Consider the following 20,926-nt stretch of genomic DNA (forward strand, 5'->3'; position numbering starts at 1 on the left):
TTTGATTAAGAAATATTTTATACATAAAAAAGCACGGAAAAATCACCCGTGCTTTGTGTACACAATTTTTTTGATTGTTTCGATTGAAAGGAAATGTTCATCCGCTAAATTCTGTATACTCGTTCCGCTCATGAAGGCGCTTTTTATAGTGGAATTACGCTGATTAAGAAGCTTTCTTCCCCCGCTAAGTGTGCCCCATTTACGAAAAGTCGTTTCAGGCCTCGGGATATAAATCGTTTCCCCTTGTACATATTTTTGGATTTCTCTAATAAGATTCTCAGGTAAAATGTTACATGCATTTACATATTTCAAGACTGCCAGCTCCTTATTTTTTATCGATTAAATAAGGTGCAAAGCCAAGTGATGAAATAGGCGATAGGAATGTTAATTTAGTTTTGCCCCACGCAAAGTATCGCCATTTCCTTATTAGGCTTTGCATGAGTGGCAGAAGTACCAGACAATCTTGAAGGATTCTCCAACGTGTAGCACCCCCTTCTTGACACCATTATAACAATACCATCGGCCTGAGAGCGACTACTTTTGTGAAGTGAGACGTGATATTTTTTTTGTTTGTATGTCTTTTTGTTTCATGCACAAACTAAAAAACAGATCTAATAATAAGGAAAACCACTAAATGAAATGTCATTTTAGTAATAAGACGGGTTGATATTTTGAATGAAAATCTAAGAGCAGCATTAAAAATGCATGAACTACATCACAAAATGGTTGAAAGGGACATTAATCATTGGCTGGAATATGAATTACTTTCTTGGAATTGGTGGATTCTCTTTGGATTTGCCATTATCCCATGGATAATATGGCTTAAATTTAGCGATCGAAAAAGAAGATTGGAAATTATTTTGATTGGTACACTTGCAACGATTCCTACCACTTATTTAGATGCTCTTGGTGTTGATTTAAGTTTTTGGATTTATCCAGTACAACTTATCCCTATTGCTCCAAGAGCAATGGCATTTGATATGTCAATGGTGTCCGTTACTTATATGTTGATTTATCAATTCTTTTTTAAATGGAAGTCTTACATAATAGCCTTATTAATTATGTCATTATTATTTGCATTTATCGGCGAACCAGTAAGTAAGGCAATGAATTTGACCTTTTATATAAGATGGAAATATTGGTACTCTTTCCTTTACTACATTGCACTTGGTATAACCATTAAATTTATAGTTGAAAAATGTAAAGGTACATACAGGAAAGAAGTTTAATTGAAATAATAAGCCAGTAACCTGTAATTAAGATCGATTGCTCTTCTATTTATCAAAGGTTATTTAATAGGAACATAAAAAAGCTCAAAGTTGTTTATGGATAGCACGGACTATACGAACCTAATATTAGATGGGTTTAGATATGAGGATTAACTTTAGAAAATAAATATGAGGGTAGGAACCATCTAAGCCCTTATGCTCTCATGTAGAGAAATAAAGAAGAACACATTCTCTAGATACCAGAAATGTGTTCTTCTTTTAGTTTATATTTTAGATACGGATCTCTTTATTGAACACTGCTCATTAGACGTACTGATCCGCAGTGTCCCTTTTCGTACGAACACAAAATGGGAAAAGAACGCCAGAATACTTGTGGCGAAGATGATGACTCCCATAGGAAGGCCGGAATTTGGCCCTGCAATGCCAACAAGTGGCGCTGATATGGAACCTAGGACAAACGGTAATAAACCTAATAAAGCAGAGGCACTGCCCGCAATATGTCCTTGCGTTTCAATCGCTAATGCAAAAGATGTGGTACCAATAATACTAATCGAAGCAATAAAAAAGAAGAACGGGATCGCGACGGCGAACAGTGGAGCTTTCAATAACAGAGCAATGAGTAAAATTGCACCCGATAAATTAGCGGTGACTAAGCCTATTTTTAAGAAAGTCCGCTCGGAAATGACATCTGCGAAACGGCCGACCAACTGACTTCCTATAATTAAGGCTAATCCATTTGTTCCAAATAATAGACTAAATTGCTGCGGTGTAACGCCGTAAATATTCTGATAGACAAATGGAATACCAGATACATAGGCGAAGATTCCCGCAGTCGTAAATCCTTGAGTTAGGGCGTAGCCCATAAACGTTCGATCTTTGAAAAGAGAACCAAAATTATTCATGATTTGTGGTAAATTACTTGGAACACGATTTTCGGCCGGAAGAGTTTCTTCTAATTTTAAAGCAACCGTAACGAGCAACACCGCACCTATAATAGCCAAAGCGAGGAAAACCCCATGCCAATTAGTAAAAGCAAGAATCCCCCCTCCAGCAATCGGTGCCACAATCGGCCCAAGGTTACCGACTAACACCATCATCGTAAAGAACTTGGTTAGCTCTCTTCCACTAAATAGATCTCGAACAATTGCTCTTGAAATCACAAGACCTCCTGCTGCAGCAAAGCCCTGAACTAATCGTGCGATAATTAGGAAATAGATATTGGGCGCCAACGCACATGTTATCGAAGCAAGTAAGTACAAGCTGATAAAGATGAGCAAGGGTTGCCGACGTCCCTTCACATCACTCAAAGGACCAATAAACAATTGCCCTAATCCGAGACCCAATAAACATGAGGTTAAGCTGATTTGAACGAGTGAAGCCGTGGTATGAAAATCATTTACAATCGTTGGAAAGGACGGTAAATACGTATCGATCGTAAAAGGTCCTAACAGTCCAAGTGATCCCAGAAGTATAGCAAGCTGTATTCGTTTCTTACCAGTTGGTTTATTCAATGTTCATCGCCTTTCTAAAAAAGAAGTATTTTTTCTTGGTGCATTTATTTCGAAATCCAAAATAATAAATTTTATTATAACCTGAGCCTTGCTTAAGGGTAAACAATTATATTTTATGGAAACGTATCCAATTTTCGAGCATTGGTGAAATGGAAACAGGGGGACGGTTCTTCTACCCCGTCCCCCCTTCCAATTCTGTAAAGCCATGTTTGTAGAGATGAATCAGTTTCCACTATCTTCATGTACTTTTCATTGCTATAATAAGTCATATCATGGTAAATTTTTTACGAATCTTCTGCTGCTTGCATGTGAGTCTTTTTTAATAATGTTGCAAGGAAATAATTTATGAGTTTAACAGTATAGAAGGATCGAAAAAAAGATAATGGCAATCATAAATAAAAAACAAAAGGAAGTAGTGACGATGCATACGAATTCTTATAAAAAATTTCTCTTTACCATTTTAGCTTTAGTCCTCTTTATGGATACGTGGTGGCCCGGTATCGTCACTCACGCTGAGTCTGATACGAACCCGCCTACTTTAAATGCCCTTAGCCTCTCTCAAAATACGATAGAAGCGGGTCAAAGTGTTCAGGTAACTGCTGATGTCAGCGATGACGTATCAGGAGTAAAAACCGTTTCGATTTATTTTAAACCACCAGCTGGCAACGCAAATAAATACATTTCATTAAAACTTAATGCTGCAACAGGAAAATATGAGGGAGTTTTCCAAACTGGTCAAAACGATGCCCAAGGAAATTGGAGTATTAGTCAAATTTATTTAGTGGATAACGTAGGGAACAATATAACGATCTTAAATGGAACACGGACGACAACAATTCCTTATTGGGTATATCAAGATTTGAGCCAATATGATATCAATGTTACCGCCCCAACGGACCATCTTAGCCCGGTCACCCAAATATCTCTCCAGCCAACATCGCCATACAATGGATGGTTTCGAAATAACATCACCGTCAAATTAAACGCAACGGATGATTTTTCTGGCGTGGCTCAAACCGTTTATCAAATGAATAATGGAGATTGGCAAACGTATACGGGGCCGTTCATGATTAGTGATGAAGGGGTTTATACCATCAATTACAAAAGTACAGACAATATCGGACAGGAAGAGACCGTAAAGAGTGCTTCAATAAAGCTGGATAAGACAGCTCCAATAACCACTCCTGCTGAAGTAACGAATGGTTGGTACAATGCAACTGGTATTGTTTTATCAGCGTCGGATAGTTTATCTAGTATTAATTATACAGATTATAATATTCCACAATATGACTCTAGCTATTCACAGAGGTGGTATAGATACACAGAACCTATTCACTTTTCTAAAAGCGGGCAATACACTCTAAAATTTTATAGTGTAAATGCAGCCGGAATAACTGAACCAACGCAAACCATAACAGTAAATTATGATAATAAAGCACCCACGATTACCACAGGGCTCGATGCTGAATGGTATGGCGATTTAAGCCTTTATCTTTCAACAACAGATGACTATTCGGGTGTAGCCAAAACAGAATATCGATTGAACAACGGGGACTGGAAGCCTTATACTGAGATGATTTCAATCACAAATGAGGGAACCAATCAATTTGATATAACGAGTACAGATAATGCTGGAAACGTCGCAACCGTTAGCAAAGTCATTAATATTGACCATACCCCGCCGAAAACAGGTGTGGACCAAACAAATACCGAGTGGACGAAGGATACGGTGACTCTTCATCTAAACGCATCAGATAATTTATCTGGAGTATCGAAAACGGAATATCGTTTGAACAATGGGGATTGGCAAACCTATGATACTTCTATCACTGTTTCTTCTAGCGGGAAAAATCAACTGGAATATCGCAGTATAGATACTGCTGGAAACATGGAAGAAACACAAACTCTACCCATCAATATAGATAAAACCGCACCTACTACGACCATAACTCCAGTAAAAAATATGTGGGTGAACGGAAATATTGTATTCAATTTAGTAGGAAATGACCCGTTTTCCGGAGTCTCAAAAACAGAGTATCAAATTAATAATGGAGCTTGGCAAAAATACATCGCACCTGTTATTTTGTCCAATCAAGGACAATATCAAATCCATTTCCGAAGTACCGACAAATTAGGAAATGTGGAAACAACCAAAACAGCTTCATACAAAATTGATAAACTAGCACCAAATACCACCGCTAGTCCTGTAAAATCAACCTGGTACCGTTCAAATGTGACAATTAACCTGCAAGCAAAAGATAATTTATCTGGCGTGTTAAGAAAAGAGTATCGAATGAACAAAGGATCGTGGACAAAATATTACAACCCAATTACTGTCTCTACGGAAGGAACTAACACGGTTGAGTATCGAAGTATTGATCATGCCGGAAATGTGGAAGGCTCCAAAAAATTAACCGTTAGAATTGATAAAACAAAGCCATCTTTATCCTTTTCGTTTAATCATTCTACTCTATCCGGGAAAAGTCATAAAATGACACTCATAAAGGTGAAACTATCTGCTAAAGACTCTTTATCCGGAGTATCCACCTATAAATTATTATCGATCTCAAGTAATCAGGTTGATAAGGTGAAAGGAAAAGTGCAGCCTGTGTACACTGGTGCAAAATTTGGGACAGCCGACACGTCCTTTTACGTCAAAGCTCAAAGAACAGGCTCTCACAATCGAACATACAAGGTAACTTATCAAGTCATAGATAAAGCTGGGAACACATCTACAAAAAGTGGTGTAATAACTGTTAAAAAGTAAATTGAAATAAACTGTTGGGTTTATAATAAAAAGAGGCCCAACTCATAGAAGTGCCACCCGTCAATTAAACAGCGGAAATAAATATGTGACAATAAACGGTTTGAGCCATGTATTCCAAGGGGCTTAGGCCGTTTAGTCTTTATAGTAAGAAATAATCAAATTAAACCGTATTTCTGTATTTTCCAATACAATAAATCTCAAAGGGTACATAGTCGAATTTACTATCCACTATCATTTCATAAAAGTAAAGGTTGACAAATAAATAAAAGTCGATCCTCAACTTACTAATAAAATTATCCCAAATTGTAAAAAAAAAACGCTAAACTCCAACAAAAATGGAGTTTAGCGTTTTAAGCTTTATAGGACTATGTAATTGCCCACACAATTTCACCAGTTATGGCTGCTGCGTTCCCGCCCTGACCAGTTTCCTAGCGTCTTTGTTGGACAAAACTCCGCAGGTAGGACTCGAACCTACGACCGATCGGTTAACCGCCGAATGGACTGCCACTTTACTACTGCGATATAAAAAAAAATTAGTGGAAATGACGGGAGTTGAACCCGTGTGCAAAGACCTTGGCACTTATACTTCTACGAGTGTAGTCAGTAAAATTAGTTTTCGTCCACTTCTTTAGCCTACTGACAGGCGTTGAAGCAGCTAGTCTGGTTATTCTCTTCCTTCATCCTCAGACGGTGGAATCCGGCGTAGTCCACTCGGAATGAGTCCCTTACCCTACCACATGGACGATGGAGGGAGGAACCGCTATCGACTGTTATTAAGCAGCGAAAGCGAAGTTATTGTTTTGTTTGCCAGTTATAGGCTTTATCGTTTTAACGAGGTCGAATCCCTCGACTCGCCATATAAGCTCAAACGATCCCTGTCGATACCAAGACATCCCCATAATAAATGGCAGAGAAGAAGGGATTTGAACCCTCGCGCCGGTTACCCGACCTACACCCTTAGCAGGGGCGCCTCTTCAGCCTCTTGAGTACTTCTCTGTATTAAAACCTTATCGCGAAGATCCGATAAGAACTTACAAGAGAAATATAACATCTATTTAAATTGGAAGATAGCTGTAAATTTTGGTAGTTCAAAAGTCCTGATTTTAATTCTTTCCAGACCAGGACATGCATTTGATTTGAATTAACAACAAAAAGACAATCTTCTTTCGACTGTTATTTAAACTTCATTTTATATTCAGCTAGAAATGTTTCTCCTGCTTCAAGCTTATTCACTCCCATCTTCTCCTTCATGTTCCCAGATGTCTTATACGTATCGGCAATGCCATACCAAGGCTCTATGCAAACAAATGGTGCTATAGTGCCAGTCGTGTTCATATATTTCGACCAAATTCCAACAAACGGGAATTTTTCGAGCAATACTTCTATTCCATGACCTGTTTTATTAGATTCCAGTGTAATTTGATCGATATTGCTGTAGACAAGAGCATCATGTGCAAATAGAGTGTACTTGAGCTGGATCGTTGAAGTATCATTTGCAATGCCCCTCTCATGGATGAGAGATTCCTTTAGCTCATATTCCATTACATTTTTATTTACTGCAGGAGTAAAGTTTAAACTGTAGTCCTCAAGAGTTTCATTTTCTACAAGAGGAATCCTAAATGCAGGATGGGCACCAATTGAAAAATACATTTCTACCTTGTTTTTATTTACTATTTCCCACTGAACCATTAGGGAGTCCTCTTTAAGTAAATAACGAATTAACGCTTTAAACTCGTAAGGATAAACATGATTGAAGCGTCCAGCAGACTCAAACACAAAAGAAGCAGTTGTTGCTGTCTGCTCTTCTATATCGAATACAACGTCACGCAAAAAGCCATGTTGTGACATCTTGTAGGTCTGATTATCCAGTTGATATCGATCTCCCTTTAACCGTCCAACAATCGGAAATAAGACCGGCGAGACTCGTCCCCAGTAGGCGTTATCCCCTGTCCACATATAGTCTAGCCCATTTTTCTTATGCTTCACTTCTCGTACTTCAGCACCGTTTCTTACTATACCTACCTTTAACCAATCATTTTCAATTACAAGCATCATATTTCCCTCAACTCTCATGTTTAAGATGAATCATAGTGTAAAAGTACCCTTCTTAATCTCAAGGGGAAAATCTCAAATATCTGCCTTGTACAATTTTATAAAATAAAATGACGTCTGTTGTTTATGTGGAAAATTTTGAATTAAATTTAAAATTGACTATTGGAGAAATTAACCTAAGAATGCCCAACTTAATTGGAAACATTGGAATAAAACTACTAAGGATTTATCTCGGTATCCTTGATATAGTATGTGTTGTCAGTTCTGAACGAATTCATAAACATGAAATGGTGAGTAGTCGCGGTTCCTTTATAGGAGCTGAGGAAAGTCCAGGCTCGCACAGTGCTGAGATGCCTGTAGTGTTCGTGCCATCTGCAAAGGTGGGCAGCCGATTAAACGTTTCGGCTGACGGCGGTGAAATCATGCTACGTCCTTTTGGATATGCTGAAAATAACCTGAAAGTGCCACAGTGACGAGCTTTTCTGGAAACGGAAAAGGTGGAACGGGTAAACCCCACGAGCGAGCAACCCAAATTAAGGTAGGGGCATCATCCTGCGGAAAATGAACCTAACGGATGAATCGGCCATTGGCCGATAGATAGATGACTACACTTCTAGTACGAGGCTTGCTGCCGATTGAAGTACAGAAGAACAGAACCTGGCTTACAGCCATTTCATAAGCAATTGATCGTTCAAAGCTACAATATTATGAGTTGGAAGAGCTATATATGCTTTTGTCTTCGCCCCATGGATAAATCCAGGGGATTCTTTTTTAAATGGTAAGATAGGTTAAATTTCGTGGCATTCTCTCATAAAAAAACAACACCCATTCTCACACTTCCTCTTCCGTCACATCACTTTTCTATGGAAAAAATTCATAAATTTCTAGTTTAAGATTTTTTTTATTTATCGGGTATGTTTCTATGTTAATTGGTAAAAGCTGATCCAAATATTATATTTGATGAGGAGCAAAGGAAATGAATCATTGGATGGCCATTTCCCCCGAAGGAACGACTACTTCACCAAATGAAATGATTTATGATAACTTTCAAGTATTAGGTTTTGTTTATGCGGAATCAGAGGCAGCTGCTTTTGAGAAACTTAAAGAGGAATATCATTATTTAAATGGCAGTGGATTTGATGAGGTATGGTTTTATCAAATAATAAATAGAAAACCCTATATTAATTATCTAGGAAAAGAATTTTCCTTACCTGAAAATGAGATAGAGGATATAACGGAACAAGAAATGGTAAATAAGGTTACCAATATACTTGCAGATAACGGGTATTCTGATATTGTCTTTGATTACCGCTCGGATGATTCGTATTACTTTGAAGCATATACAGATGCAATTCAAGAAATACGTGTTGATTCTGATGGAGAGACAATTAAAGTATATGACAGATATATAGGGGAGAAACATTTTGTTCATTTAGGAAATTTCAATGTCTAAAAGATTGTGCCAAAAATCCGGAGCCTATAAAAATATAGGCTCCGTCTATTATTTCTATTTTTTAAAACAGATGAGTTAATAATTATTAACTTTAATGTGGTCGATTTAAAAATTCAATTGCACTCCTTTTGTCATGTCTACAAATACTTCTATGTCCCAAACTTCCATTCAATATTTAAACCGCGACTTAGCACTCTACTAATTCGCTTTAATGGGATAAATATCCTGTTAAATGTGACAGATCAGCAAATTAAATATTGCCATCCTGTCATTTAGGCGTTTCATTCATATATATTCTACAACCTGACTAGATTTAATCGTATATTTTTTCTCTATTATCCTTGGTCATCTTTATTTTTTAATTTTTAAATAAACCCAATATTTAGTGCTAGGCCACCGAAAAAGTGATGGTGTCTGGCCCTGAAATTTTACTTTCATGGACTAAATCTTGGGAGTCCATATTTCAGAATATCCATTATAAATAGAATAGCTATATAGTTGAATTAATTTTTCTTCTCTATAATTTGTAATTAAATTGCTTTCTTTTTCAATTTCTCTAGATAACTCTTGATTTCTAATCAAAAGGTTATCTAAATATTTTTCTTCGGCAATATTATCACTCTTTTGAGTATTACATTTTTGACATGCAATAACTAAATTCCAAAGATTGTCATTTTGTATGAAACTCCATGGAATAAAATGGTCAACATCGTTATTTCTCTTCTCTTTATTAATAACCTTCCCACAATAAAAACAATTTTCTTTATCATACCTTGTCAATATGTTTAAAAAAGTAGCAAGGGAATTTCTTTTTGAGACGGTCTCAACTTTACCTAATATGTAATTAATATTAGGAACCTTGTTAATACTCTCAAGGAACTTTGCAAGGTGATAGTTTGTTAATTAGGTTAGCATCCTTTGGTGCTTCTGCAAAAATCTATATACAGGCAAATTTAATTTTAGATATTCATGTTTAAGATCAAACTCATAAAAAAAGGAGTTTGTATCGATATAAAAAGCCCCTATAACATATTTTTTTCCATTCTTTTTTACTGACGCTATAACTTTATTTTGTAAATAATCTGGAAGTTTATCGAACGTCCACTCAGAAGGAATTGAATAATATTGACAAAAATCTTCTAGTGACCTTTGAATACTAGAGCGTTGATTTTTAGAATTTGACTGCCAGAGCTGATGATGAATAACTAAATTCCAATAAATCTGGGTAAAGGAGTAAAATAAATCGTCAAACCGCAATTCTAGGCGTTCATTTACATTATATAAATTTTCGATTAGTGACTTTAGTAAACCAAACTTATATGACATTGTCTTACTTCCATGGGTATAAAATTTGTTTAAAGCTTTCCAAATATCATCATCTGTAACATAGGATTGTTTAATTTCTCCAACTTTCAAGTCCCAACCTGCCATTGTTCTAACACCACCTCACTCCATATTATACCAAATAATACAAATTGGAGAATACGAGTGAGTAGATTATTAAATACACAAAAAAAGACTCATGTAATTTGAGCCATTTTTAAATACTTTTCGCCATTATTTTCTTCGTTAAACTAAGAGATGAGAAATGTCTGCAAACCAAGCCAGCTCCTTAATATCATCTAACAATTTTGGTACAAGGGAAAAGATCATTTCTTCCCTTGTCTGAGGTGGAAATTCACTTCCAAAATATATAAAATAATCTGTTTGAGTGTATAATAAAATAATGTCTTTTAAAGGTAAATTATTTAAGGACGAATATACCTGTTCTTTAATGTCCTTAAAAAAAATATCTAGTAAATAGCCCTTGTCCTCTTCCATGATAACGTAGTAACAAAATTCATCCCAAAAATTATTATATTTCATCAAATTATCATCTTCTTCAACAAGAGGTCCTGTGTACAAGAATTTACTAATATCTTCTCTTAATTGTTTCAGAAATATATCCAATATAGTACCAGCATCAGTTAATTGGTGCTCAATTGTTTCTTCAATTAAATGTATTATCTCATTTGAAATATATTCAACTTTTGATTTTATATTTAAAGGGAACCTTAAATCATAGTACTGGTGATAATTAATAAATTTATCCAAACATTTTAAAAATAAAAACTCAATTTCATTAATACTTAATTTTGAGATTTTACTAAATGTTAATCCCTTTACCTCTTCGATTACATCATAATTATGTTCATTTTCAAATAGATTTACAAAAATTAATTTATCCAAAATCGTATTAAATTCCATTTTACATAAATTTACATCATTTTGACTATCTTTTATCTGTTCAGAAAGTACTTCTGAATAATAATTTTCGTACTTCTCATTCAAATAGTTGTCAATATAAACAAAGGTTTCTTTAAACATAAATATACCGCCACTTTTCAATAATAGTTATAAGGAATTACCTTTATTTGATTCAATATTCTAGTGATTAAATGTTTGGTAACCTTAATTATATCAATTGTTCATAATAAAGAATGTCTTTTGGTGTCATGCAGAAATAATTGTTTTTATAATATTTGTTAAATAATTTGTTAAATATGGTAAACTTTTAGTTGAAGGTGTCGAAAAAATTAACATTACTGAAACGGATGTAGGTGATATAAATGAAGGAAATAAAAAGAAGAGAGTTAGAACTACTAGCTGATGTTTGTAACAAAAATGATGTTCCGCTCAAGCTTGCTAAAGACTTAATCAAAGCATCTGAAAAGTTTACTTATGAAAATGTTTCTCCAGGAGCAAGAATCAAAGAATATCAAGATTTAATTGACTTTCACATAAAAATTAACCAGTAAGGTGATAACTAATGCTTTTAAAGAAGCTTGTATTTGATAATTACAAAACCTATTACGGTCATCAAGAAATTGACCTCTATATTCCAGAAGATGTTAGAAATGAAAAAAAGCAAAATATTATACTACTTGGTGGTCTAAATGGGGCTGGTAAAACTACTATTCTAAAAGCGATCCTTTATATTCTGTTTGGTAAGAGAGGAATGGCTGAATCTGAGTATAAAAGATTATTTTCAAATGTTATTAATAATACATTTTTCGATGAAGGTGGCCGTGAGTGTTCAGTTTCACTATCATTGGAAACAGATATTGGTGAAGAATGGACCTTAAAAGTTAAATGGTACTTTGATAAGGTAAAGCGAGTTTCCCATGAACAAAGAGCACTGGAAGTAAGAGGGGCAAAATCAAAACACGCAAAGCATGCTAGGATTGACAATATTGAAGTATATAATAAATTTATCGATAGAATCATTCCTTATAATGCTGCACCTTTTTTCATATTTGATGGAGAAGAGATTAAGGATATTGTACTAAGACAAAATAGCCATGAAATGAAAGAAGCAATCCATAAAATTACCGGTATGGAATCATATAAACTTTTATTAAAAGATCTACGCGCTCTAAAAAGTTCATTAGAAAATAAACTAGCTAGGTCAGTATCTCAAATTAAGCTAACAAATATTCAAACAGAACTTAACGATATTAATGAAACGATCACAACACTTGAAACTAGAAGAAATAAATACTTAGCCGAGATTCGAAACTATGAAAAATTGATCAATGAAGCAAAAACGGAACGAAACAATAAACTTTCACATAATTCTAAATCACGAGAGGCAATTATTAAACAACAGACTCGAATTGATACAGAATTAAAGCTAGCGAAAGATGATTTGAACACGTTCCTAAAACAAAATATGATCAATATCATTTTAAGAAATAAAATTTCAAACTTAAAGAGACAACTTAAACTGGAAAATGAAGTAAGTCACAAAAGGATATTACAAGACGTATCTTTAACCCCTTACAGAAAGTTTATGGATCAATTATTGAGCAAGAGTATTACTCCCCCATTAACGAATGAGCAATTGTTACAAATAAAAAAGCTCGGTGAGGAAGTATGGATTAAAGAAAATGATGTTAGGCATGCTGCTGTACCTTCAGAAATTAAAGAAATACATGATATAACTACCAACGATTACAGTTACATTCAAAGCATAATTATTAAAGATAAAAAACAAGCTACCCAATCCATTAATAAAATTGAAAAATTACAGCAGGAATTAAATTCTCTTGAAGTTGAAATTCGCAATGCTCCAGAAGCTGTCAATATTGAAGAGGAAAATAACAAAATTGATTTACTTACATCCAAGCTTGGTGAGGTCAAATTAAAGTTTAATAATATAACTAAAAAATTAAGCAAGGCGAATGAAGAAAAAGCCAACTTAAATAATAAATTAACCCGATTATCAGGACAGAATGAAAGTTTAGAGGAGTTACAAACTAGAAATGTTCAAGTTGAACGAATCATTAAAGCAATTGAGCAATATGTTACAGAAGTAACAACTATGAAAGCAAACTTTATAAAGGATGAGTTTTCAAAAATGCTCAAAAAGCTCTTTAGAAAACAAGAAGAATTCGGTAAGATCGAATTTGATATTCATACCTATGCAATTCGCTTGTATAACGATCGCATGCAAGAGATCAGTATTCAAGATAGGTCCGCTGGAGAAATGCAAATGATTTCATCAGCTTTAATTTGGGCTCTAACAAAAGCATCGGATTTATCATTACCTATGGTAATTGATACTCCACTTGGACGACTAGATAGTTATCATAGAAACCATTTAATCAATCACTACTATAAAGAATTAAGTGAACAAGTAATAATACTTTCAACTGATACAGAAATAACACAAGATTATGTTAATCTTATGAAGAACAATTCATACAAACAATATATGTTAGACTATAACGAAAGCAAGAAATATACCATTATTCGAGATGGATATTTTAAATTTGTTAGAGGGTGAATAAATGTCTAATCGAAGAATGACGCTATCTGAAAGAGGGAAAAAAATTTTAGATACTATTGCTGATACATTAGAAGTTGAAAGACCGATGGCGGTTAAAATCGCACTTGCTAAAGGTATTTCTGTATCCAATGGAGCAGTCACAGAAGTATTTGAAAGTGGTAAAGATAAGTGGACAATTCCTGATAATATAATTAAAGACAAAGAGTTTGTAATGTTCAAACATCTTTTAATAAACGAAGTGAACTCTTCTCTTGATGATTCTGAGTTACACAAACATATGTTGGCTTACATTGAAAAAGGTTTAAGAACTTTAAATGAGGATTTAAAAAACAAAACCTCAATGGAAGATTTTAGATTAATGATTTTATAAAAAAATCCCACCATTTGGTGGGATTTTTTTTATATTCTCTCTGACAAAGGTAAGATATTTACTACTGTAGCAACTGGATTAGACAAATCATTATTGTCTTTTAATACTGGTCCATGAACTATACATTGACCCTTCTTTAGAGATGCAAGCTTATTTTCCCAATATTTTTTTTCCTGGTTATCCTTTGATAGACTGGCTGCTATAGTGGATAACTCTTGTTCTGGTGGAGAAAAGTAAATTTTTTGAGATGCATTCTGTAACCTTGCTAACTCGTCTGCATCTAGTTGTGATTTGAGAAATTGAGTAGCGTACCATGCTGACCATCCAAACTTTCTTCCCTCGGTTAAGATCCTGGCAGATGGAGATTTTTCAGTATGATCAAGATTTTGAGCTTCGTCCATAATAACCGGCATTGGTTTATTTTTATTACCGTATCTCACCGAGAAATTCCATAGATCCCATAGTATGAATTCTGTAATCATTAATTGAACATCCCTTGGAAACCCAGTCAGTTGAATTATATAAACCTCTCCATTACTTTCAACAACATCATTCCACTTTATCTCATTTTCATTACTAAATGGATTTCGATCTATAAGCGGCCGAATTTGGGATAACGCTGTTTTCGAATAAGACGAGCCATCCTCTTCAAGGATTGCCTTTAATTTAAGTAAACTCATATTGCTATCATACTTATCTAAGCCAAGTAATATAGCTTCGTATATTGCATTTTGTTGTTGAATGCCTAGTGATTTATAAACTGCAGCAAATACACTTTTGATCCGTTCTGCTACATCTGTATTGGATTCAGGTAATTGAATTCCGCCGATATCCCGAATATTCTTTTGAAATGGGTTAATCGGAAGTTTTTCACTATATACAATTTTCTGTTTAAGTTTATCTCCTAAATACTCAACAAACTCAGGCTCTAACTGATTTGGTAAAAAACCTTCCGTATAGTCTATTACAATGCTAGGAATCCCTAGTTTAGACTTCTCTAATAACAAACATTGCATAAAGTAGGTTTTTCCTTGTCCAGACTTACCAGAAATAAGCAAATGTCGATTTGCTAATCCTCTATTGCCATATTCCCAAAAGATATCACGGGTAGAATTTTCTGCTTTACCAATCTTTAGTCTTACCGATTCTAATACATGCTGCCCTCCAATAGCTTCTTGTTCTTCTGGAACTCCTAGTTCCACTTTTTCATCTGTTTCCGCTTTTTCTTCTTCTGCAACATCATCATGGGATATGATATCCGTTTTTATTTCATTATTTATAGTTGTATTTTCAATTTCGTCGTAGTTTACTAATTTCTGATCATCATTGTTTTCATAATTTCCGTTTGAATTATCTTCATTAGTAGGTAAGGTATTTGAAAGAATATCGGTGTCCTCAGAATAATTCTGTGTTGAATGTCCACCAATTTGATACTTATATGAGAGCATCTCTTCTTTTACAAAATCATTTTCTTTTTCTTGAATCCAATGTCTCATATCTTTAATGGGAATAACTAAACCATCAAATCCATCTTTTTCTGTTAAGTTTAATAATAGTACATCTTCCTCTAATACAGCACTTCGATGGTAGGCACCCTTTTGGAAAGATAGGATTGCACCATCCCCAATCATATTCTGTAAGTGATTCGAAACTTTGAATTGATCCTTTAAAAGTTTTTCAATTACTTCATCTGTCAGATTATAATTTTTTTCATCCCAAAAATCACTTTGATCTAACTTTTTCGCATTGGCAATTAGTAATTGAACAAAGAAATTACGATAAAATCTCCCTGAAAATAATTCCCCTGCTTCTCCGGTCAAAGCATCGTAAATTAATTTTTTGGTTTTGTTCACTTGGTGTCTAGCCTTATCTAATATATCACCTTTGTTAAATCCAATTTTTACTTCAATTGGGTAAAAGTGAAGTAAGAGATCTCCTTTACGATCCTCTAATCCAATTAGCAGCAAGTCGTCACTATGGCTCCCTTTAACACCGAGATTTTTTGCGGTAAAAACACCTTCAGATTTGTTTAAGCTTACAGCACCAGCAACTCTTAATACCTCTTCTAGTGAAATAGGTATCCATAAAATATTGGGGTGATCAAAATATGATACGGAATATTTAATAGCAGAAATAATACTTAACTTCTCCCTATCATAATGACCTTTGCTACCAATGATTCTTAATAGCCATTCACCATTAAAGGTATTGAACGATCTTATTGTATTTAGGACATTTTCTTCTGTCCCTTCAACTTCTTTTTGTTTAAGAAATTCCTTTATTACCGCAAAGTATTGTTCTGATTTATCAGTTACGGTTATGGCATCATAACGACTTGATGAAGAATACTGGTCACTATAATGGATTACGACCAAATTACCATCATACTTATTGAAAAACTCAAGATCAATGGATGGATCGACAAAAGTCACCCAATAGGACGATTTGAATACTTTCTCTAATGTTTTCTCATCTGTCGTGGTGGTACGAGAAAATATCGCTTCACCCTTTCTATAGCTGTCATTACCACCATTTCTTAAATTTGCCGCCAATTCATTTACGTAATATACAGTGCTTGTTAAAACATTTTCCTTTTCAACACCATAAGCTTTTGTCCCAAACCCACTCTTATAGTTTTCTTCATCTTTCATAGAGGGGACACTTGAATACAGTCCATCAATTGCAATACCAGAAATCATTTCTTTAATTGGTTGAACTGCATGGTGTTCCTGTGCATGCATTTTGTAGAAAGAAATATGTGCGTATCTAAAATCTGAATTAGGATCCTGTTTATAAAAGAGTAACTTTTGTCTTATTGTACGTAAAATATCATCAGGATCAGTATCCTTAATATTTAATTTTACATCAAAAGTCTGTTCAAAGTCCTCCACCGACTCAGTTATCGCATATAAATCAAAAGAGCTTTCAGATATTTCCTCTTTGTAAAGAGTCACTTCAATTGGTTTTAATCGCTCTAACCCTTCTTTTTTAATTTCATCTACCATCCATTGAAAAATTCCTCGGATGACTTCCTTATCATTCGAAATATTGATTATGTTAATTTGAAGTGGAGCTTGAGATTTTTGAATAAATAGGTATGAAAAATGATCTTTAAATTGTGAGATTTTGTCATTTACCACTTTTGCTAAGTAATGATTTGCATCTGAAACTGACACTTTACTTACTGGCTTGAATCTTAACCATTCTAATGCAACCTGTTGATGATCTGGCTTATATAATGTCTCATTCCCGTCATAAATAAATGGTAATAACGCATCTGGACTTAATCGGTTTAAGATACTATTGTCCACTTCTTCTGAACCTAATAACTCATAAAGTTTGAGTTTAAATGCTAACATTACAGGATGAAATGGAGTGAAATAAAACATACCATTAGAATGAATGGTGCCTAATTTAAATAAATCTCTTCCTTTAGTCCCAGCTGGTGTTCCGTTCTTAAAATTCTCTATTTCTTTTATATATATTTGAATAAACTCAATGGCACGTTGCTTTAGTTCATCTGTGACGGTACTTAAACTAGGAATGGAATTTCTTATCTTAAAATAGGTAATAAATCTACTATAGGCCTCTCTAATATCTTCATTTAATTTAAGGTCAATTGGAAGTAATTGGTCCGATTCGAATCTTGCGCATCTTAAACCATTTTCTATCCAATAATCTTCCCATTCAAAAAACACCCGATATTCTGAATGAAAATAAAACTCCCTATTCTCCAAAACTAAACGATTATTTTCCTTTATCCAATTAATATCTTTTCCTGTTTCCCTCACTAGCTTCCATATACGCTGCCCATTAATAGGCATTGATTCAGGGAGTTCATTTTTTAACAAGAATGGAATTTCTGATTGGTCAAATTTTATAGAAATCATTAACTCATCATTATCATTAAATGCTTCTGGTATAGGTATTATGGTGGTTTTATCGTCCTCTGAAACGGAAACTACCTGTTTTTGGTCTGTGATCTGAACCTTTTTTTGTTCTAAACCACTACCAAATGTTAAATAATCTTCCTCATAATTGAGTTCAATCAATCCTTTTCCTGGTTCTATTGAATACTTTGATTTATAAGTATCCAAATAAAGTGGATCAATAGGCAGGACAGCAATCAAAAAATCAGCACCTAAGGAAACCTTCTTATCATGCTTATAGGAGAACCTTACAAAGGTTGCTTTATCTTTCTTACATGGTATGGAAGCAATAATATTTTTACTTTTCACTTCCACCTTAGTTTGTGTTTTAAGATAATCATGTACAGTTAAAAAATCAGTTGATAAACTTTTTACATTTCCACTAAATGAAAAAGATAATTGTAATTCTACTTGTTCTTTGTTATCAGGATTAAAAACGATAATATTCCTTTTTCTCTTACCAGCTGAGGATTCACTGCTAGGTTTATCCCACCACTTTAATTTATCTAAAACTTTGAGGGAATCATAGTCAACCCTTTTCTTTTTTGTGTTTTTCTTAAAATCCTCATGATATTTAAGGATTTTCGAGAATGGAACTTCCTTCCATTCATCATCTTTTATCTCACGGGTATGCTCGGGTAAGAATTTTTTCTCAAACTCTTCATCGCCTAAACCAAAATCGTGTACCTTCTTAACAAACTCAAATAACTCCCTATTTTCGAATAGTCGTTTTTCTTGTTCTTTGCCTTTGAATTTATCTAATTCAGGGTCTTTAAACATCCCAAATTTATGATAATCACTATCCTCAATTGCCCCTTTTTGCAAAGTTATGAATATATCTTCGAACTCAAAAAATGTGATATGTTGAAATGCTTGTTCCTTCATTAGATTTTTTAAGTTATCAATCAAAATAATTTTATCAACTTTCGGAACTTGACTATCTTCAATATCGTTTTTCAGATTTTCAAAGAGTGAATTAGGATGTAATGGCATACCTTCTTTTTGGAGATCACTGCTGCCACCTTGTATGGAATCTAACTGATCAGATACAACACTAATTAATGCGGTATTTTCCCATACACCTTTTTGTTCTCCAATTAGATTTCTTAATGTAACAAGAAAATCAGGTTTAACATTTTCAGAGGTATTTGCCACTACTAATTGTATATTATTAATATTTATGGAGAAGGTCTGGTATTCTTCTCCCAACTCATGCTTATATTTAAAAATATTAACATCATTTATTTCCTTTAACGCAGCTACAAGTGAATTTACATCTGCTTGACTATCTAATTGCAAGTAAAAGCGATCACCTGGTTTAATTCCAATCGACCTAAAATGATCCACAAGCAAAGTGGTTATATAATTATAAAATTGCTTTGACATATTGAGCATCCCCACTATCACTTTTTTTATCAAGAATATTTAGATTGTCGAGTAGAGTAATAATCTCTTTTTTAGAGTATCGATCAAAAGCGATTCCCCTTTTCTCAAATTCAATAAATAAGTCATTTAGAGGAATCCTTTTATCTTTTACAGATACTGCTGTTAGTAAAAGAAGAAAATCATGTTTAATATTTAACACTTGTCCAATACTTCCTCGGCCTTTTAAAAATTGATTTGCTCCTAGTGCTTCGATATTTTTTCCATATCTTTCAGCAACTTCGGAGTTTGTCCCTTTCTTTACAGATTGGAATAACACCTTGAAGGCTGTTGGGAGGTCTGTTGAATTATCCTCTAACTCCTTATTCGCCCATTTTAAATAATCTTTAATCCATAGTTTTAACTCAAGAAGGAACCTTTGCTCGAATTCTTCCCCTTGAATTGAAATTTTTTGATAAAGGGTACTATAAGGTATAAATTTCACTCTATCCCCACTGGTCTTATTTAAACTGTTGTGACTTATTTGTGATATAGCATGAATATGTGGGAAAAGATTTTTTGATTTTTCCTTAATAAATTTAAAGCCTTCTAGCTCATCAGCAGCCTTTCTCCTTTGGGTTATGGACTCCCATTCAAGTGCAAAATATATAGGGTGTAAAGAATCAAAATCTGCATCAATAAACTGTTCAAACTTTAAAGTTATTTGACATACATACATAAAAACATAAAAATGTGTTAATAAAGGAAATGATGTTAAAAAGTAATCCTTATATTTACTTAAAAATACAAGATCTTCTTGATAAAGTTTTGTTATTGGACTTAATAATGGTTCATATTCCACATTTAATGGCTTAGCTTCTGTTAGTGCATCCAAATTACTAATGATTAGTTCCGTTAATATATCATCCGTTTCTTTAGAAGAGAAGATTTCTTTAACTTCATTATTTTTCAATGCTAGAATATCTCTAATAAAATGCGCATATTTACTAAGCTCATTCTCATTTTTATTTTTCTTTTTTACCTGCATGTAATTGAACAAAAAGGGATGGATCGGTTTAATTTCTTCCTGATTAAAAAGATATTGGTCTAGGAATCGAATGAAATCATATTTATCATCTTCTTGATCTTCATCAAATTCAATTGTCTTCGCAATTTGTTCACTTAAAGGGTTTTCTTGTGTAGATGTATATAATTCAGTTTGTTTAAATTGTTTTTCTTCTAATTTCAGCTCACAAACATTACGAACATAGTCCCCAAGCACTTTATTAAATTGTCCTTTGATTGGACTGGTTTTCTTTGTTGAAAATGGCAACACGGTCATTGCCTTCCCTTTATCATGTCTTTGTAATTTAGTTAAATGTGAAATTAGATAATCTCTTTCAATAAGTTGAGTCATATAAG

General features: G+C 33.9%; 14 protein-coding genes, 2 tRNA genes and 3 other RNA genes. 7 read left to right on the forward strand and 12 right to left on the reverse strand.

Annotated elements, in window-relative coordinates; all coding sequences use genetic code 11:
• Positions 1-42: 42 nt before the first annotated feature.
• Positions 43-312 (reverse strand): CD3324 family protein, encoded by a 270-nt coding sequence (locus tag V7121_RS22050; protein WP_335495967.1) that lies wholly within the window; start codon positions 310-312, stop codon positions 43-45.
• Positions 313-671: 359 nt separating this feature from the next.
• Between V7121_RS22050 and V7121_RS22055 the strand changes: the two genes are divergently transcribed.
• Positions 672-1,229: a CBO0543 family protein gene (locus tag V7121_RS22055; RefSeq protein ID WP_335495965.1), complete on the forward strand. Its 558-nt coding sequence runs from the start codon at positions 672-674 to the stop codon at positions 1,227-1,229.
• Positions 1,230-1,492: 263 nt separating this feature from the next.
• On the opposite strand, the gene V7121_RS22060 is transcribed toward V7121_RS22055, so the two are convergent.
• A complete protein-coding gene (locus V7121_RS22060) occupies positions 1,493-2,740 on the reverse strand; it encodes a multidrug effflux MFS transporter (RefSeq protein WP_335547830.1) in 1,248 nt (415 codons plus the stop codon).
• A gap of 421 nt (positions 2,741-3,161) precedes the next feature.
• On the opposite strand from V7121_RS22060, the gene V7121_RS22065 reads away from it, so the two are divergent.
• A complete protein-coding gene (locus V7121_RS22065; protein WP_335547832.1) occupies positions 3,162-5,507 on the forward strand; it encodes an OmpL47-type beta-barrel domain-containing protein in 2,346 nt (781 codons plus the stop codon).
• 367 nt (positions 5,508-5,874) lie between these two features.
• Here the strand turns inward: V7121_RS22065 and ffs are convergent.
• From ffs to V7121_RS22090, 5 genes are all read right to left on the reverse strand, one after another.
• Positions 5,875-5,958: signal recognition particle sRNA small type (gene ffs, locus V7121_RS22070), an RNA gene on the reverse strand.
• Positions 5,959-5,960: 2 nt separating this feature from the next.
• A tRNA-Asn gene (locus V7121_RS22075) sits at positions 5,961-6,029 on the reverse strand.
• 12 nt (positions 6,030-6,041) lie between these two features.
• Positions 6,042-6,404, reverse strand: a transfer-messenger RNA (tmRNA) gene (ssrA, locus tag V7121_RS22080).
• 8 nt (positions 6,405-6,412) lie between these two features.
• Positions 6,413-6,503, reverse strand: a tRNA-Ser gene (locus tag V7121_RS22085).
• A gap of 177 nt (positions 6,504-6,680) precedes the next feature.
• Positions 6,681-7,562, reverse strand: a complete 882-nt coding sequence (locus V7121_RS22090) for an aldose 1-epimerase family protein (RefSeq protein WP_335547834.1) — start codon at positions 7,560-7,562, stop codon at positions 6,681-6,683.
• A gap of 283 nt (positions 7,563-7,845) precedes the next feature.
• On the opposite strand from V7121_RS22090, the gene rnpB reads away from it, so the two are divergent.
• Positions 7,846-8,229: RNase P RNA component class B (rnpB, locus tag V7121_RS22095), an RNA gene on the forward strand.
• 306 nt (positions 8,230-8,535) lie between these two features.
• A complete protein-coding gene (locus V7121_RS22100) occupies positions 8,536-9,012 on the forward strand; it encodes a hypothetical protein (RefSeq protein WP_335495959.1) in 477 nt (158 codons plus the stop codon).
• 441 nt (positions 9,013-9,453) lie between these two features.
• Here the strand turns inward: V7121_RS22100 and V7121_RS24980 are convergent, their stop codons facing one another.
• The 3 genes from V7121_RS24980 to V7121_RS22110 all read right to left on the reverse strand — a co-directional run bounded on the left by V7121_RS24980 (position 9,454) and on the right by V7121_RS22110 (position 11,379).
• The gene (locus V7121_RS24980; RefSeq protein ID WP_420490740.1) at positions 9,454-9,792 is read right to left on the reverse strand and encodes an HNH endonuclease domain-containing protein; all 339 of its coding nucleotides are present in this window, start codon (positions 9,790-9,792) and stop codon (positions 9,454-9,456) included.
• 123 nt (positions 9,793-9,915) lie between these two features.
• Positions 9,916-10,443 carry a hypothetical protein gene (locus V7121_RS22105; protein ID WP_335547837.1) on the reverse strand — a complete coding sequence of 176 codons (528 nt, stop codon included), beginning with the start codon at positions 10,441-10,443 and terminating at the stop codon, positions 9,916-9,918.
• A gap of 138 nt (positions 10,444-10,581) precedes the next feature.
• Positions 10,582-11,379: a hypothetical protein gene (locus V7121_RS22110; protein ID WP_335547839.1), complete on the reverse strand. Its 798-nt coding sequence runs from the start codon at positions 11,377-11,379 to the stop codon at positions 10,582-10,584.
• A 242-nt stretch (positions 11,380-11,621) separates the two neighbouring features.
• Here V7121_RS22110 and V7121_RS22115 point away from each other — a divergent pair, with 242 nt between their 5' ends.
• From V7121_RS22115 to V7121_RS22125, 3 genes are read left to right on the forward strand one after another with little or no spacing between them, the layout of a single operon-like run.
• Positions 11,622-11,810: a DNA modification system-associated small protein gene (locus tag V7121_RS22115; RefSeq protein ID WP_335547841.1), complete on the forward strand. Its 189-nt coding sequence runs from the start codon at positions 11,622-11,624 to the stop codon at positions 11,808-11,810.
• Between the two features lie 11 nt (positions 11,811-11,821).
• Positions 11,822-13,840 (forward strand): DNA sulfur modification protein DndD, encoded by a 2,019-nt coding sequence (dndD, locus tag V7121_RS22120; protein WP_335547844.1) that lies wholly within the window; start codon positions 11,822-11,824, stop codon positions 13,838-13,840.
• Between the two features lie 4 nt (positions 13,841-13,844).
• Positions 13,845-14,213, forward strand: coding sequence for a hypothetical protein (locus tag V7121_RS22125; protein ID WP_335547845.1), 369 nt, complete (start codon positions 13,845-13,847; stop codon positions 14,211-14,213).
• Between the two features lie 29 nt (positions 14,214-14,242).
• Here V7121_RS22125 and dptH read toward each other — a convergent pair whose 3' ends face one another.
• On the reverse strand, positions 14,243-19,528 hold the full coding sequence (gene dptH / locus V7121_RS22130; RefSeq protein ID WP_335547847.1) for a DNA phosphorothioation-dependent restriction protein DptH: 5,286 nt from the start codon (positions 19,526-19,528) through the stop codon (positions 14,243-14,245).
• Positions 19,509-20,921, reverse strand: a complete 1,413-nt coding sequence (dptG, locus tag V7121_RS22135; RefSeq protein WP_335547848.1) for a DNA phosphorothioation-dependent restriction protein DptG — start codon at positions 20,919-20,921, stop codon at positions 19,509-19,511. The genes dptH and dptG overlap by 20 nt, the downstream gene beginning before the upstream one ends.
• Positions 20,922-20,926 lie beyond the last annotated feature (5 nt).

Origin of the sequence: Neobacillus drentensis (assembly GCF_036962125.1) — a bacterium.
In the GTDB taxonomy this organism is placed as follows: Bacteria; Bacillota; Bacilli; order Bacillales; family Cytobacillaceae; genus Neobacillus; species Neobacillus drentensis_B.

Excerpts from the sequence above, each read along its gene's own strand:
- V7121_RS22090 (WP_335547834.1), bottom strand. The coding sequence starts at position 7,562 with ATGATGCTTGTAATTGAAAATGATTGGTTAAAGGTAGGTATAGTAAGA.
- V7121_RS22110 (WP_335547839.1), bottom strand. The coding sequence starts at position 11,379 with ATGTTTAAAGAAACCTTTGTTTATATTGACAACTATTTGAATGAGAAG.
- V7121_RS22115 (WP_335547841.1), top strand. The coding sequence starts at position 11,622 with ATGAAGGAAATAAAAAGAAGAGAGTTAGAACTACTAGCTGATGTTTGT.
- V7121_RS22105 (WP_335547837.1), bottom strand. The coding sequence starts at position 10,443 with ATGGCAGGTTGGGACTTGAAAGTTGGAGAAATTAAACAATCCTATGTT.
- dndD (WP_335547844.1), top strand. The coding sequence starts at position 11,822 with ATGCTTTTAAAGAAGCTTGTATTTGATAATTACAAAACCTATTACGGT.
- V7121_RS22100 (WP_335495959.1), top strand. The coding sequence starts at position 8,536 with ATGAATCATTGGATGGCCATTTCCCCCGAAGGAACGACTACTTCACCA.
- dptG (WP_335547848.1), bottom strand. The coding sequence starts at position 20,921 with ATGACTCAACTTATTGAAAGAGATTATCTAATTTCACATTTAACTAAA.
- V7121_RS22125 (WP_335547845.1), top strand. The coding sequence starts at position 13,845 with ATGTCTAATCGAAGAATGACGCTATCTGAAAGAGGGAAAAAAATTTTA.
- dptH (WP_335547847.1), bottom strand. The coding sequence starts at position 19,528 with ATGTCAAAGCAATTTTATAATTATATAACCACTTTGCTTGTGGATCAT.
- V7121_RS22065 (WP_335547832.1), top strand. The coding sequence starts at position 3,162 with ATGCATACGAATTCTTATAAAAAATTTCTCTTTACCATTTTAGCTTTA.